Source organism: Pseudomonas huaxiensis, from assembly GCF_003231275.1.
In the GTDB taxonomy this organism is placed as follows: domain Bacteria; phylum Pseudomonadota; class Gammaproteobacteria; order Pseudomonadales; family Pseudomonadaceae; genus Aquipseudomonas; species Aquipseudomonas huaxiensis.
This window is the reverse complement of record NZ_QKVL01000075.1, coordinates 1-15,462: the sequence shown is the minus strand read 5'-3', so window position 1 is coordinate 15,462 and position 15,462 is coordinate 1. Positions and strand designations below refer to the sequence as shown.

The 15,462-nt window shown below is 62.7% G+C and carries 5 protein-coding genes; 3 read left to right on the top strand and 2 right to left on the bottom strand.

Annotation, left to right across the window (positions count from 1 at the left end):
* Positions 1–51: 51 nt before the first annotated feature.
* Positions 52–678 carry an SMI1/KNR4 family protein gene (locus tag DM374_RS31555; protein ID WP_225422649.1) on the bottom strand — a complete coding sequence of 209 codons (627 nt, stop codon included), beginning with the start codon at positions 676–678 and terminating at the stop codon, positions 52–54.
* Between the two features lie 137 nt (positions 679–815).
* Entirely contained in the window at positions 816–1,511 is a 696-nt protein-coding gene (locus tag DM374_RS31550) for a tRNA (adenine(22)-N(1))-methyltransferase (protein ID WP_110973405.1), read from the bottom strand.
* A 259-nt stretch (positions 1,512–1,770) separates the two neighbouring features.
* Between DM374_RS31550 and DM374_RS31545 the strand changes: the two genes are divergently transcribed.
* The 3 genes from DM374_RS31545 (at position 1,771) to DM374_RS31535 (ending at position 15,312) form a co-directional block, all read left to right on the top strand.
* On the top strand, positions 1,771–2,634 hold the full coding sequence (locus DM374_RS31545; RefSeq protein WP_110973404.1) for a sensor domain-containing diguanylate cyclase: 864 nt from the start codon (positions 1,771–1,773) through the stop codon (positions 2,632–2,634).
* Positions 2,635–4,272: 1,638 nt separating this feature from the next.
* Positions 4,273–5,868: a ShlB/FhaC/HecB family hemolysin secretion/activation protein gene (locus DM374_RS31540; RefSeq protein WP_110973403.1), complete on the top strand. Its 1,596-nt coding sequence runs from the start codon at positions 4,273–4,275 to the stop codon at positions 5,866–5,868.
* A gap of 39 nt (positions 5,869–5,907) precedes the next feature.
* Entirely contained in the window at positions 5,908–15,312 is a 9,405-nt protein-coding gene (locus DM374_RS31535; RefSeq protein ID WP_110973402.1) for a two-partner secretion domain-containing protein, read from the top strand.
* The last annotated feature ends 150 nt before the right edge of the window (positions 15,313–15,462 follow it).

The window sequence follows — 15,462 nt, the reverse complement described above, 5'->3', positions numbered from 1 at the left end:
CATCGAATGGATAAACTCACAAAGCCCATCGCCAACGCCCAAAGTTCATCCCTACGACGCAAACAGCACCTTCGCGGCATCAAGAAAGTGAAACGCATCCGGCTCCCGGGTGTTCAGACTGCGCCCACCATCATCTTCCTCCCTGATCACGACGTTGCCGGACTCGAGCTGATCGACCAGCCATTCCAGAAACGCCGCCAGGGAGTCCGCCAGCACGAACTTGTCGTCCTCGTCCCGACCGAAATTGATCACCTGCCCTACCGTTCCGCGCTCTCCCGGGTCCAGATCCACACCGAGGTGGTTGCCGCCGTAATCGTAGGCAAACGGAATCCAGTACCGGCTCGCATAAAGCGCTTTGACCACCCCCGGTTTCACCGATTTGGAAAAGGCGCTCAGGTCCGCCAGGTCCTCGGCCGACGACTCTTCGATGATCTCAAGCCACGACGCCCAGTGTTTCCGGGCATCTGCCAGGGACAGGAAGATCAGGCCATAGAATGGCCCGGTGTTGACCTCCACGCGCTGGCCGTCGTGCCACCGGTAGAGCGCCTTCAGGCTTTCCGGAAACGCCCGGCCCACTTGCTGTTCGAACTCGGCAATCGCGGCATCCGTCGCGCCAGGGGCCAGGTCGGCGTGCAGCTCGGGAAGATGGGTTTCAAGCCACTGATCGAGACGGTCCATCGTTGCATTCATTACCGGGTGCCTTTGCAGGTGAAGTAGCCGTTTTGGAACGCAAGGACGGCAATTAGTGCGCAATGCTTTTGCGGCATTTGTGCGGTAGGTCACGGGATAGGCAGCGCCTTCAAGATCGGGCGGCATCACCCCAGCAGATCAGTAATCCACTGCACCTGCCGGGCCAGATCCCGCACCTTGTCTTCCGGCACGGCCTGCCGGGCCTGGGCGAAGTTGGCCAGCGTGCGCTGCTTCAGCCGCAACAACCGCTGCCACTTGGCCAGGAACGCCGGGCTGCGCGCCTGCATCTGCAAGGGCCCGAAGTACAGCTCCTCGGCGCTGTACAGCATCGGCCCGCTGCGCTCGGCAACGATGATTTCGTAGTCGAAGCGATTTTCCCGCAGGACTTCTTCACTGAGAATGCAGTAGCCGTTGTCCATCAACCAGTGGCGCAGGGGCTGTTCGCCGCCGTTGGGCTGCAGGACCAGACGTTCCTCGCCGCTCAGGTGGGCCTTGCCGCTGTCGAGGATGTCGCGGATCGTCTCGCCGCCCATGCCGCACAGGCTGACCACCGTAATCCCGTCCCCCGCCTCGATCGCCGCCAGGCCGTTGGCCAGCCGCACCGTGATGCAATGCGCCAGGTCGTTCTCACGAACGGTGCGCTCTGCTGCGCGGAATGGCGTCAACGCCACCTCGCCGGCCACCGCTGCAACAATGGCGCCACGGCGCATCAAGGCGACCGGCAGATAGGCGTGATCCGAGCCGATATCCGCCAGCCGCGCCCCGGCCGGCACCTGCGCCGCCACACGTTCCAGGCGTCTGGACAATGTCTGTTTGTTCACCTACCGCCCCTTTTTTACCACAAGCGTCCGGCGCGCCTGGCCGGATCGGGAGGCAATTCTGTCGAGCAATGCCGGGTATTTCAAATGCTCTGTGGCGGTTTATCGTTGATCTCAGGCCATAACCGCCAAAAACGCGCCCCATTCCAAATGGCCAGCCGATAGGCGACACTCCCCACTTCATGGATGTCTGCAACACCGCTCGGGGCCAGATTGCACGGCCGGGCCATGATCAAGTTGTATCGACCGGACGCCACGAACCATGCCCGTTGACCTGAAAACGCTGTACCCCAAACTGATCCACCTGATGCTGGACACGGTCTTCGTGGTCGACAGCGATAACCAGATCGTCTTTGTCAGCGACGCCTGCGAAGCCCTGTTGGGCTACCGTGCCGACGAGTTGACCGGCACCTTGATCACTCACTACATGCACCCTGACGACCTGCCGGCCACACGGGCTTCGATCATCCGGGTCATGAACGGACAACCCCATTTCGACTTCCGCAACCGCTACATCCGCAAGGACGGTGGCGTGGTGAACATCCTGTGGGCGGCCTTCTGGTCCGACGAGGTGGGCGCGCGCATCGGCGTCGCACGCAATGTGACGGCCCTGACCCGGGCCGAGGACGAGCTGCGCTTCCTTGCCCATCATGACCCGCTGACCAAACTGACCAACCGCTCGGTGTTCAACGACCGCCTGGAATCGGCGCTGCGCTCGGCGCGGCGGCATAACACCAGGGTGGCGTTGCTGTTCCTCGACATCAATGACTTCAAGCTCATCAACGATATCCACGGCCATGCCGCGGGCGATCGCGTGCTGTGCGCCATTGCCCGACGCCTGGAACGCTGCGTGCGCGACACAGACACGGTGGCGCGGATGGGCGGTGACGAGTTCACCATGCTGTTGAGCGATATCCCGTCGGAAGAAGCGGTTGCCGAGAAAGTGGCGCAGATTCTCGCGATCATGGCCGAGCCGTTGGGTGACGAGTTCGACGGTCTGGACATGCCGTCCTGCAGCATCGGTGTGGCCTGTTACCCCGCCGACGGCGAGGATGCCGACACGCTGCTCAGCCATGCGGACAGCGAAATGTACCAGGTAAAAAGGCGTCGCTCGGCAGCAGGTTGAAACACACGAAATGTATTATCTGTCCCGCTGAATAATGACGCTCCTGTTGAAATACGGCGCATACGGTATACACCCCACACGGCTGTAAAATGTCGACCACGTCACATTTCTACTGGTGTATTCACAGGCTGGAAAGGAAATATCCGGGCGCTTTTCGGCGAAGTCATAAGCGGTAATATCCTGTCACTCATTTAGATGCTGACCACCTCATTTGAGCGGTTGATAGACCACTATTTCAACGTCCGGTCGGACGCGACCTTGGGTTGATAAACGACCTCGATTCTTCATTTCTCATGAGCCACTCACGGCTCACTTTCCCGCTGAATTACGAATACTTTGTTCCGTTCGAAGAGACGTGCTCTCGCTACTACTCCCCCCCAACGCCACTCCGTATTTTCGGGGCTTTCGCCCTTTTACGACTATTAACACCCTGAAAGAGTCCTCCTGCGACGGGGGCGCCTCAGGTATGTTAACGACACACTCCTTTCCAATTCAACCCGACAAAGGCCATTCAAAAAATCACAGTATCATTACTATTTCTACCTCCTTCTTCACCGCAAACAAAGCAACCAAAGCAAGAACAATTAAACCCCATTAAACCTGACACTCAAAAACTCCAACCACGGCTATAAACACCGAACAACAACCTTGAACAAATCTCACAACACCCCACCAACTAAAAACAAATTATAAAAAACAAACCCCAACTAACACACCCAATCCAAACAACAGCCGCACAATAATCATCCCGCCTCTACAGATTATTTCTTGCAAACAAAAGACAATCGCGCAAACTTTTTGTGCTCCCCACAACCCCTCCCCCAACCAGCCCATGACCACAGAAAAGTTGACGCTTTACAAATAGTTAGCGCGTTAACAAATAGCGCACACGCCCCGCCCCCTCTGCCCTGCAGGCAATCAGACAAGCACCGACCCCACGCCTTGACCTTTGCGCACTTACAATACTTACATTTCCTGACGTCAATTAAACCGCGTCAAAAAAAATGATGTCACATTGCCATTGACCGTTGATCGCAACAGCGCTATTAATGCGGTCGTACTACCTCTGACCCTACTATGGGTCATCGCTGCGACGGATTGCGGGGGGGAGCATAAAATCAAACGGACGATGGTTTTCCACCATTACAGAATCCGTTTTTTAAAACGCGCCACGCAGACCGGGGGGGCTGTTCAAGCCCAGCAGATATAGGGGAGCGCTCCTTCGAGCAGAGGAGCAGATATCAAGAAAAAATAGAAAACCATCCATTCTGCAGCCTGGCGAAGAACAGGCGCGATGGGGTGTTGACGCAGTTCATCTGCGCGACTATGCACGTCGGCATCACGCCGCTGAATGCTGTTCTATTTTTCCGCGAATCAAACTAATTACACGCCTGCGCATGCGCCTCAACCGAGGCCGCTTGTCTGTGCCTGCGTAAAACTTTTTTGGCTGATCTTTTTTCGGCCCGGGCGCCCTTGCGCCTGAAAAATGCCAACGGTTTACCAAGGATGTTCGGCTCCGTCAGGACGCCGGCTCGAGTGTGCTCAATCGCTAGAGAAACAAAGATGCTGGATGTATCCCGACGACCCAATGACCTGCCTCTAAAAACCTCCTCGCCAATCACTGACAGCAAGGTTCCCATGCTCTATTCCCACGTACCGGCGAAGGCGCTGCTGTGCGCCCTCGGTTTTGCCGTGATGACCGCCAACGCAGCATTGGCCAACGAATCCGCCACCCAGGCCCCGCAATCCCAGGCTTCGCAAGCCCAGGTGATGGTCAAGGCCGTGGAATTCAGCGGTAACCGCACCTTCACCAACGAGCAGCTTTCCGCGCAGATCGCTGGCGATATCGGCCGCCCGATGAGCCTGGTCGAGATGAAAACCCTGGCCGCCAAGGTCGAGGCCTACTACCAGGCCTCCGGCTACCGTCTGGTCAAGGTGGTGGTGCCCGCACAGGACTTCGCCAACCAGAACGCCCTCAAGCTGGTGGTTCTCGAAGGCTGGCTCGGCAACGTGCAAGTCACGGGTGCCAAACGTTTCTCCAACGAGCAGGTGCTTGACGCCCTGACCGCAGGCGGCGTGGTCGCCGGCAAGCCGTTTACCCTGGAGCAGGTCGAGCGTTCGCTGACCCACCTCAACCGTCTGTCCGGCATCGAGGTCAGCTCGACCCTGCAGCCAGGCGTAGAAACCGGTTCCACCGACCTGGTGGTCGATGTTACCGAGGCAGCCCGCGTCCAGGGCGCCCTGGAAGTCAACAACTACGGCAGCAAGGACACCGGTGAAACCCGCGTGATCCCGAGCCTGAAGTTCGCCAACCTGACGGGCCACGGCGACGAAGCCAACGTCATGGCGCTGACCTCCATCGGCGACGGCGACCTCTGGTACGGCTACGTCGACTACAGCCTGCCGCTCAACGCCCAAGGCACCAAAGCCCGCGCCTACTTCTCGAAAGGTAACGTCGACGTCGGCAACACCTACCGCGTACTGGAAATCGAAGGTGACAACCAGAGCTGGGGCCTGGGCGTGTCGCAAGACTTCGTGCGCTCGGCGCGCAGCATCATCACCGCAGAAGCCTGGCTGGAATCGCAAGACCTGGAGCAAAGCATCCTTGGCGTGCGTACCGCCGAAGACAAGATCCGCAAACTGCGCTTCAGCCTGAACCTGGACAACTCCGACCTGTACGGCCGCACCCTGGCCACCGCCGGTATGCACTACGGCCTGGGCGAAGCCCTCGGTGGCATGGACGACGAGTCGTTCATGTCCAGCCGCGCAGCCGCCAAGGCGGACAACAAGTTCACCAAATTCACCTTCGACATCGCTCGCCTGCAACAGATCACCCCGCGTTTCCTGGTGATCCCGCGCATCGCCGGCCAGTACTCCCTCGATTCGCTGGTGTCCAGCGAGCAGTGGGGTGTCGGTGGTGTCAACTCGGTGGTCGGCCACGCACCGTCGACCTGGTCGGGTGACCACGGTTTCACCGCGAGCCTGGAAGGTCGCTACTCGTTGTTCAAAGACAACGACCGCTACCAGGCCACCGCGCGTATCGACCACGGCCAGGTCTGGCTGAAGGAAACCCTGGTTGGCCAGGACGATCACCAGGACCTGACTGGCGCCGCCATCGGCCTGCTGGCCCGTCCGATCGACAGCGTCGACCTGCGCGTAGACATCGGTGTGCCCCTCAGTGAGAAAACCGAGGACAGCACCTACGTCTACGCCCAGGCCCGCTATCGCTTCTGAGCCACGGAAACCACACCCAATTCGCACAGGTAAGTACTCATGTCCCGCAAGAAAAAAGGCACGAAGACATTCATCAAGGCGGTCTCGGTTTCCGTGATCGGCGCCAGCAGTTCGGTTGCATTCGCAGCGCCCACAGGTGGCGTGGCAGTGTCGGGTGGCATCTCCATCGGCACCATGAACAACAACGAACTGGTCATCACCCAGGCGTTGCAGAAAGGCATCATCAACTGGAGCGACTTCAGCATCGACGCTGGCGAGCTGGTGCGTTTCGCACAGAACGCCGGTAACGACTCGATCACCCTGAACCGGGTGCTGGGCAGCCAGGTTTCGCAAATCCAGGGCGCCCTGCAAGCCAACGGCAACATCTTCCTGATCAACCCCAACGGCATCGTCTTCGGCGCAGGTTCCCAGGTCGACGTGGCCGGCCTGCTGGCGACCACCTTCGACGTCACCGACCAGAGCTTCCTGAACGGCGGCCAGTTGAACTTCACCCAGGTTGCCGGCAAGGACCTGGCGAGCATTTCCAACCAGGGCCAGATCACCGCCGACACCGGTGGCTTCGTCTACCTGGTGGCGCCGAAGGTCGACAACTCCGGCTTCGTGATCGCCAACGTCGGTCGCGTGACCATGGCTGCCGGTGACCGCTTCACCGTCAACCTGCAAGGCAGCAACCTGATCAACTTCAGCGTGTCGGCCGATACCCTGGCTGCCGCTACCGGCAACGACCTGACCGGCGTCAACAACAGCGGTACCGTCAAGGGCGATACCGTCCTGCTGCAAGGCAACTCCGCCAGCGGCCTGATGAGCTCGGTGGTCAACAACGGCGGCATCATCGAAGCCACCGACCTGACCATCAACGCCGGCGATATCGCCCAGGCTGGCACCATCAAGGGTGTCGGCGTCGCCGCTGCCACCAGCGCGACCCTGGCGGCAACCAACACCATCACCACCGCCGACAACAGCTCCACCCGCGCCACCACCCTGAACCTGTCGGTCACCGGCGCCGGTGCCTCCATCGGTGCCGAAGGTGCAGCCTTGCGCGTCGACGCCGACGTGCTCAACGCCAATGCCGCCAACGGCCACGTGCTGGTCACCGACGTCAGCGGCGGTGTGGCACTGGGTGAAGTCAACGCCGGCACCGCCACCGAAGGCGGCAGCGTGGTGATCACCGCGCAGAACGGCAGCATCACCTCGGCCGACACCAGCAAGACCAACGTTTCCGGCTACTCGGCCAAGTTCGTCACTGACGGCGCCGTGGGCACCGACAGCGATGCGGTCAACACCAAGGTCGGCGTACTCTCCGCCTCGACCCAGAACGGTGGCATCAACGTCAAGAACCAGGGCGCCGTGATTCTCGGCGATGTGGTTGCGCGCGAGCAGATCACCATCAATGGCCAGCCTTCGGTTTCCGGCGCCATCGATAACAGCGGCACGATCACCCTGAGCAACGGCAACGCCGGCACCAAGAACGTCAAGGTTCAGGCTACCGACGGTGTGGTCCTCACCGGCACCGTTTCGGCCACCAACAACCTGACCGTGACCTCCGACACCGGCAGCATCCTGGCCGCCCAGGCCGGTACCTCGCTGGTCGGTCGCACCGTCAACCTGTCCGCCGGCACCGAAATCGGTGACGCGTCCCAGGCCCTGAGCACCCAGAGCAACACCGTCAACGCCGCGGCCGGCAACGGTGGCGTCTACCTGAGCGAAAGCCAGGGTCTGACCATCGGCACCCTCACCGCTGCGGGCACCGACAACAACGTCGTGCTCAACGCCACCCAGGGCAACATCACCCTCGGCAGCATCACCGCCACCGGCGCCAACGTCACCCTGACGGCCGGCAATGGCGGCATCACGGCCACCGGTTCCGGCACCAACGTCACCGCCGGCACCCTGACTACGTCGAGCAAATTGGCCACTGGCGCAGCAAACAAAGCGCTGGCGACCACCGTCGACAAGATCACCGCCACCACCACCGCGGCCCAGTCCGCCGTGTACATGAACAATACCAAGGCACTGAGCGGCCTGTCGGTGACCACGCCGAACGGCGACGCCACCATCAACTTCAGCGGTGGCTCGCTGATCTACAGCCGCAACCTCAGCGCCCTGACCCTGAACCGCTTCCAGGCCCTGGACCTGTCGTTCACCAACACCGCCAGCGGCTTCAAGGTCAACGACATCAACGCCGGCGCTGACAAGAGCGTCTCGCTGACCGCCGCCGGCAACATCACCCAGGGCAGCGGCGCCATCATCGGTAAAGATGTGGTCATCGACGCCTCCGGCAACATCGGCGCCGCCGACACCGCGCTGCAGACCCAGGCCAGCAGCCTGAACCTGACCAGCCGCAACGGCATCGCCAACGTCGCCAACACCTCCGCCGACCTCGAACTGACCGCCAAGGCCAGCTCCACCAACGGCGCGGTCACCGTGAGCCAGACCGGCAACCTGGCCGTAAACTCGCTGGTGACCAAAACTGCCGCCGACCTGAGCGCGGGCGGTGCTGTCACCACCTCTGCCAATGCCGTAGGCACTGCCATTTCCGCAGGTTCGCTGAAAGTCACTGGCGCCTCGATCGGCACCAGCACCCAGGCACTGTCGAGCCAGGTAGCCGCCGGCGCGGTCAACCTGACCGCCACCAGCGGTGACATCAACTACAGCAACATCGGCGCCATCAGCCTGCTGGACGTCCTGGCCACCAACGGCAAGGTCGCCTTCCAGAACTCCGGCGACGTGGTCGTGGGCCAGGTCAAGGCCGGCGGCACTGTCAACTTCAAGGTGTCCGGCAACGTCACCGACGGCAACGGCTCGGCCGCCAACTTCATCACCAGCGGCCTGACCGCAGCAGTGAAGTCGTTCGGCAGCAGCAGCGACGCCGTTGAAATCCAGGTCGACGAACTGGTGATCGACGCCGCCAACGGCGGTATCTACGCCCGTCAGAGCAACGGCAACCTGCTGTCCCTGGTGCAGGCCACCAGCGGCGGCACCGGCAGCGACGTTCAGATCTCCGCCGACGGCAGCATCAAACTGGGCAACGTCGACGCAGGCGGCAACAACGTCAAGCTGAGCGCCGGCGGCACCATCGAAGATGGCCGCAGCAACAAGACCAAGGCCAACGTGGTCGCCCGTGAGCTGGACATCAGCGCACCCGGCGGCATCGGCAAACAGGGTCAACTGGGCCTGGACGTCAGCTTCCTCTCCGCCGCTGGCGGCAGCGGTGGCGTGACCGCCACCAACGCCGGCGCAGTAGCCGTGAACAGCAGCTCGCTGACCGGCAAAGGCGCCAGCGCGATCACCATCGTCGCCACCGCCATTACCGTGCTGGACAACAGCGGCGGCACCATCACCATGGATGGCGGCTCGCTGACCCTGACCGCGACCTCGGGCAACATCGTCTTCCTCAACCAGACCGACACCATCTACCTGCCAGGTGGCGGCAGCATCACCCTGACCGCGATGAACAAGGCCAGCTCTTCGGTTCCGGGCTACGACGGTGTGATCATCGCCGGCAACCTGAAGACCGACGGCGGCAACATCACCCTGCAAGCGCAGTCGAACATCACCATCGGCATGCTCGATGCCGGCACCACCGGTAACGTCACCGTCGCTTCGGCCGGCGGCGTGATCCTCGACGGCAACGGTACCGCGCAGAACATCCGCGGCAACAACGTCAGCCTGACCGCCAGCACCCCGAGCAAGTACACCGCCGAGCTGACCCGCGACACCGCCATCGCCGAATACTCGGCGCGCGATGCCGAGGCTGCGGCCAAGCTGCTGCAACTGAACATCCTGATCCAGCAGCTCAAGGACTACGAGGCCCTGGTCACGTCTGCCACCGTGCAGAACAGCCTGGCCGAGCTGACCCAGCGTCTGGCGGATATCAGCGCTACCGCGCAGTCGAACAAAGTGGACACCATGTCCAAGGTCGCCGACGGCCTGAACACCGCACTCAACGCCGCCAGCGTGGTCCGCAACGCCGCCGCGGTCATCGCCGGCGCCGCCCAGGCCATTCCGTTCTCCGGTGACGCCGGTGCCGATGCGGCCTTCGCCGTGGTCGACCTGGTGTTGTCCGCCGCCACCCTGGCGCTGGACAGCTACGAGCGCTACAGCCTGGCACCGCAGCAAGACCTGCTGGTCGAGCTGAACAACACCCTGGACGTGGCCAACGCCGCGGTCTACACCGCCGCGACCAACCTCGCGACCACCACCGCGATCCGCGACACCACCGCCACCTCCAAGGCCACCGCCGACCTGGCTGTGTTCAAGGCCAACACCGCCCGCGATGCATCCTTGCAAGTGCGCAAGCAATCCGTGGCCGCGTACAACCTGAACCAACAGATCGACAGCTCCGCCGACAAGCCGCTGGGCATCACCGCCAACCGTCTGGACATCAACAACGGCGGCGTCATCGACTCCAGCCTGTACCTGGACTCCGCGGGCAGCCTGGGCCTGGGTGACATCACCGTCGCCGCCGGCCAGAAAATCGTCGCCGAAGCCAACAACAACATCGGTGTGGTCGGCAGCGTCAACAGCGACACCTCCATCAGCCTCAAGGCTGGCCAGGCCATCCTCGGCCAGGGCGGCACGCTGGCAACGCCAGACCTGAAAATGGTCGCCGGCAACGGCATCGGCGCACTGCAGGCTGTCAACACCAAAACCGACCGCGTGGCGGCTGACGCCGGTAACGGCGGCGTGGCCATCGTCAACGCCAACGGCGGCGCACTGCTGACCATCGGCACCGAAGGCGCAGTCAAAGGCATCACCGGCGCGGGCGACATCAGCGTCACCACCGACGGCTCGCTGAAAATCGACCAACTGGTAAAAGACAGCACTCACACCCACACCGTGAGCCTGACCAGCACCAACGGCTCGATCATTGACGGCAACACCGTCGAGCGCAACGTACAGGGCGGTACCCTGGTGGCCAAGGCTACCGGTGCCATCGACCTGGACACCGAAGTCGACACCCTCAACGCCGAAGTCACCAACGCGGGCAACATCACCCTGCGTGAAGCCAACGCCGTGACCGCGAACCGCCTGAAAACCGCCAGCGGCAACATCGACCTGACGGCCGGTGGTGCAGTGGTGGTCCGCAGCCTGGACGCCGGCACCGGCACCATCAACCTGCGGGCTGATGGCGCGGTAGACGATGACCAGGACAACAGCACCCTGATCGTCGCCGACACCCTGAACATCAATGCCGCAGGCAGCGTCGGTGCCACCGGCAGCAACGCCAACCGCGCGCTGGACACCCAGGTCAACACCGTCAACGTCACCGCCGCTGGCGAGGTCAACCTGGCCGACGTCGATGACCTGACCATCGGCACCCTGGAAACCGACCACGGCAACGTCACCGTCACCACCGGTGGCTCGCTGAACGTCGGCACCCTGAGCACCGGCACCACCAGCGACACCGTGACCCTGGTCGCGGGCAACCAGATCACCAGCACCAAGACCGACGGCACCAGCAACATCGATGCCGCCAACCTGACCCTGCGTGCAGAGAACGGTATCGGCGCCGCCAACGCGCTGAACGTCAAGGTCGGCAACCTCGCCGGCAAAACCACAACGGCCAGCATCAAGCTCAACGATCTGGACGGTGACCTGGTCATCGGCACCCTCGCCCAGAACCTGGGCCTCGGCACGCTCTCCGGCCTGAACAGCACCGATGGCGTTATCGAAGTCGGCACCGCTGGCAACCTGACCGTCAACAATGCCGTGACAGCCACTACCTCTGGCGCGGTACGTCTGAGTGCGGGCGGTGACGTCCAGCAGAACGCTCGGATCGAAACCCAGAACGGCGACATCTCGGTAAGCGCTGGCGGCAACGTCCAGCAGGACGAGCAGATCGTGGCGGACACCGGCAGCATTGCGGTGAAGGCTGGCGGCAGCATTCAACAAAACGCCGATACCAAGACCAAGGTCGGCAACATCGCGGTGACCGCCGACGGCGACATCACGATGGACGCGAATACCAAGACCGTCTCATCGGTTTCCGGCAACGTCACCGTCGCCGCAGGCGGCAATGCCACGCTGCAAGACGTCGGCGCCTACGCTGGCGACGTCAATGTCAGCGCGCAACAGGGCAACCTGGTACAGAACGGCCAGTTGCTGACCGGCACGGGCAACGTCACCGCTCACGCCGGCCGCGACCTGACCACCCTGGCCCTGACAGGTGCAATGTTCGCAGGCAACATCGACCTCAGCGCTGGCGGCAACATCAGCCTGCAGAACGTGGGCACCAACGGCGGCAACATCAAACTCAACGCAGGCGGTGACCTGACTCAGCATCAACAGGTGCTGACGGCTGCGGGCAACATCACTGCACACGCCGATGGCGACCTGACCACCCAGGGTGATACCACCGTGGTGGGTACCGGCAACATCGACTACAGCGCTGGCGGCAACGGCAACCTGCAGCAGGTGACCACCGGCAACGGCAACATCGACCTGGCGGCCACCGGCAACCTGACCCAGAACGCTCTGGTACAGACCGGCGCAGGCAACATTACCGCCAAGGCTGGTGCCGACCTGACCACCCTGACCGACACCACCGTGGTCGGCGCCGGCAACATCAACTACAGCGCTGGCGGCAACGCCAACCTGCAGCAGGTGACCACCGGCAGCGGCAACATCGACCTGGCGGCCACCGGCAACCTGATCCAGAACGCTCTGGTACAGACCGGCGCAGGCAACATCACTGCCAAGGCCGGTGCTGACCTGACCACCCTGGCTGACACCACCGTGGTCGGCGCCGGCGACATCAACTACAGCGCTGGCGGCAACGCCAACCTGCAGCAGGTGACCACCGGCAGCGGCAACGTTGATCTGGCGGCAGTCGGCAACTTGCTCCAGAACGCTCTGGTCCACTCCGGCGCAGGCAACATCACTACCTCTGCAGGTAGCGACGTCACCCTCAACGGCGAAACCAGCACCGCCCAGGGCAACATCAAGCTGAGCGCTGGCCAGAACCTGACCCAGAATGCACTGGTACACACCAATGCAGGCGACGTCACCACCACCGCGGGCAGCGATATCGCCCTCAATGGCGTGACCAGCACCTTCAACGGCAATGTGAGCCTGACCGCAGGTCGCGACCTGACCCAGAACGCACTGGTCAACGCCACTCAAGGCAATGTCGGCGCCAAGGCCGGCCGTGACCTGCTGATGACCTCCGTCGCCAGCACCACCACGACCACCGGCAATGTCGACTACAGCGCGGCGGGCAACGCCACCGTGCAGGAAATCGGCGTCGATAGCGGCAACGTGAGCGTGACCACCCTGGGCAACCTGGTGCAGAACGGCACCATCGGGGTCAACAACGGCAACGTCTCGGCAGATGCCAAAGGCGACCTGACCATGAGCGTCGGCGCACTGACCAACGTCAACAGCCAGGGCAACGTAGCCTACACCGCTGGCGGCAACCTGCTGATCGACCAGATCAGCACCGCCGACGGCAACGCCACGCTGACGGCCAAGGCCGGCGACATCCAGGTCCAGGGCAACGCGGCGCGCAACGTCACCGCCAAGCAACTGACCGCCACCGCTTCGGGTGACATCGGCAGCAACGATGCACTGCGCACCAACGTCGATACCCTGGTGGCCACCGCTACCAACGGCTCGATCGCGGTCGACGAAGCCAACGCCATCACCCTCGACAACGTCGCGGCCGCCAACGGCCAGGTGTGGGTGAGCGCGGGCGACATCGCCATCAAGCAACTGCAGGGCGACAGCATCGCGCTGACCTCCAGCGGCAAGGTCGAAACCCTGGCCGGCGGTCTGGTCAAAGGCGGCGACCTGAACGTCGACGCTGAAACCGGCGTCAACCTGCACACCGCCGTCGACAGCGCCACGGTATGGGTCAACGGCAGCGGCAATATCGCGCTGACCGAAGACGACGCCATCACCCTCACCCGCCTGAACACTGCGGACGGCAACATCCGCGTGACCGCTGGCGGCGACATCGGCGTGAACACCGTGAACGCCGGCAGCCAGAATGTCAGCCTGACCTCCACCGGCGGCGCCATCGTGACCCAGCAGCCGAGCTTCTTCGCTCGCATGCTGTCTCGCGTGGCCCAAGCCACCGGCATCACCGGCGACCGCATCGAACTCGACGCGGCCACCGGCCTGGGCAACGGCTCGCAAGGCGCACTGAAGCTGACCGGCAACACCCTCGACGCCAGCACCACCAGCGGCGATGTGAACCTGGCTCAGTCGCAGGCGGTTACCCTGGAAAACGTCAGCACCGGCAACGGTAACGTGCAAGTCGCGGTCGCCGACGGCAACGCCGTGGTTGGCAACGTCAGCGGCACCGGTTCGGTGGCGCTGTCTGCTGAGAACGGCCAACTGGTCGACGATGGCAACAGCAGCACCCGTATCCAGGGCAACGCCCTGAACCTGACCGCCACCGACGGCATCGGCGCCAATGGTGCCCTGCAGACCAAGGCAGGCAGCATCAACGCCCAGGTCAGCAACAGCGGCAACATCGCCATCAACGAAGCGGATGGCCTGGATCGCCTGACCGTCAACAGCGCCAATGGCGACGTTGCCGTCAACAGTGCAACCGGCAACCTCAACGTCGACGTGATCAATGCCAATGGCCACACCGTCAGCCTGAACGCCAACGCCGGCGCGATCCGTGATGTCAACAACAACACGGTGAACAACGTCAACGCGCAGAGCGTCAACCTGACCGCCGCTAATGGCGTCGGCCAGGCCGGCAATGCCTTCGACGTCAACGTGCGTAACCTGGCCTCCAATGGCGGCAACGGCGGCGCGGTGCTGAACAGCACTTCGACCTCGGCGCTGAACCTGACCTCGCTGACCGCTGGCCAGGGCGACATCGTCCTGAACAGCGCGGGTGACCTGAACGTCAACGGCGGTGTCTCGCACACCGGCGGCGGCAACATCACCCTCAACGGCGGCAACATCAACCAGAACGCCAACATCACCACCAGTGGTCGCGGCAACGTCAACGTCAACGGCAGCGGCAACGTCGTCATGGCGCCGACCTCCACCACCAGCACCGGCAACGGTACCGTCAGCTACACCGGCGGTAGCAGCATCAAGGTAGCGTCGATCCAGACCTCCAACGATGTGGGTGGCGGTCGCGTGGTGTTCGTCGCGCCGCAGGTACTGGACAACATGCCGGGCGTCGCCAACGTCCGCGCCTGGTCGGTATCGCTCACGGCGGACAACGGCACCAACGCGCTGATCCAGGAACTGATGGGCGACGTCAACGACTCGTCGCAGGTCGACCTGGGCAACCGCGTGATCGGTGGCAGCCTGGCCGAAAGCCGTCGCTTCATGGAAGCGCTGCTGCAGCCAGCGGTGGTTCAGCAAACCGGTCCGGAGAAACTGTTCGACGCGGGTCTGTTGAATGCTTCGCAGGTCAGCCCGTTCCGTGGCTTTGTCGAAGGTGACGACGGCGTGATGACTTACAACAAGTAAGTTGTAGCGCGGTAAACAGAAAAGCCGCCGGGGGGGATTCCCTCGGCGGCCAAAGGAAAGCCTGAGGCCCTCTACCCACGAAGGTCACGCAATGCCAACCCTCGGCCTTTCCGCACCAGCGGAAAGGTCGAGGGTTGGCATTGCGTGTGC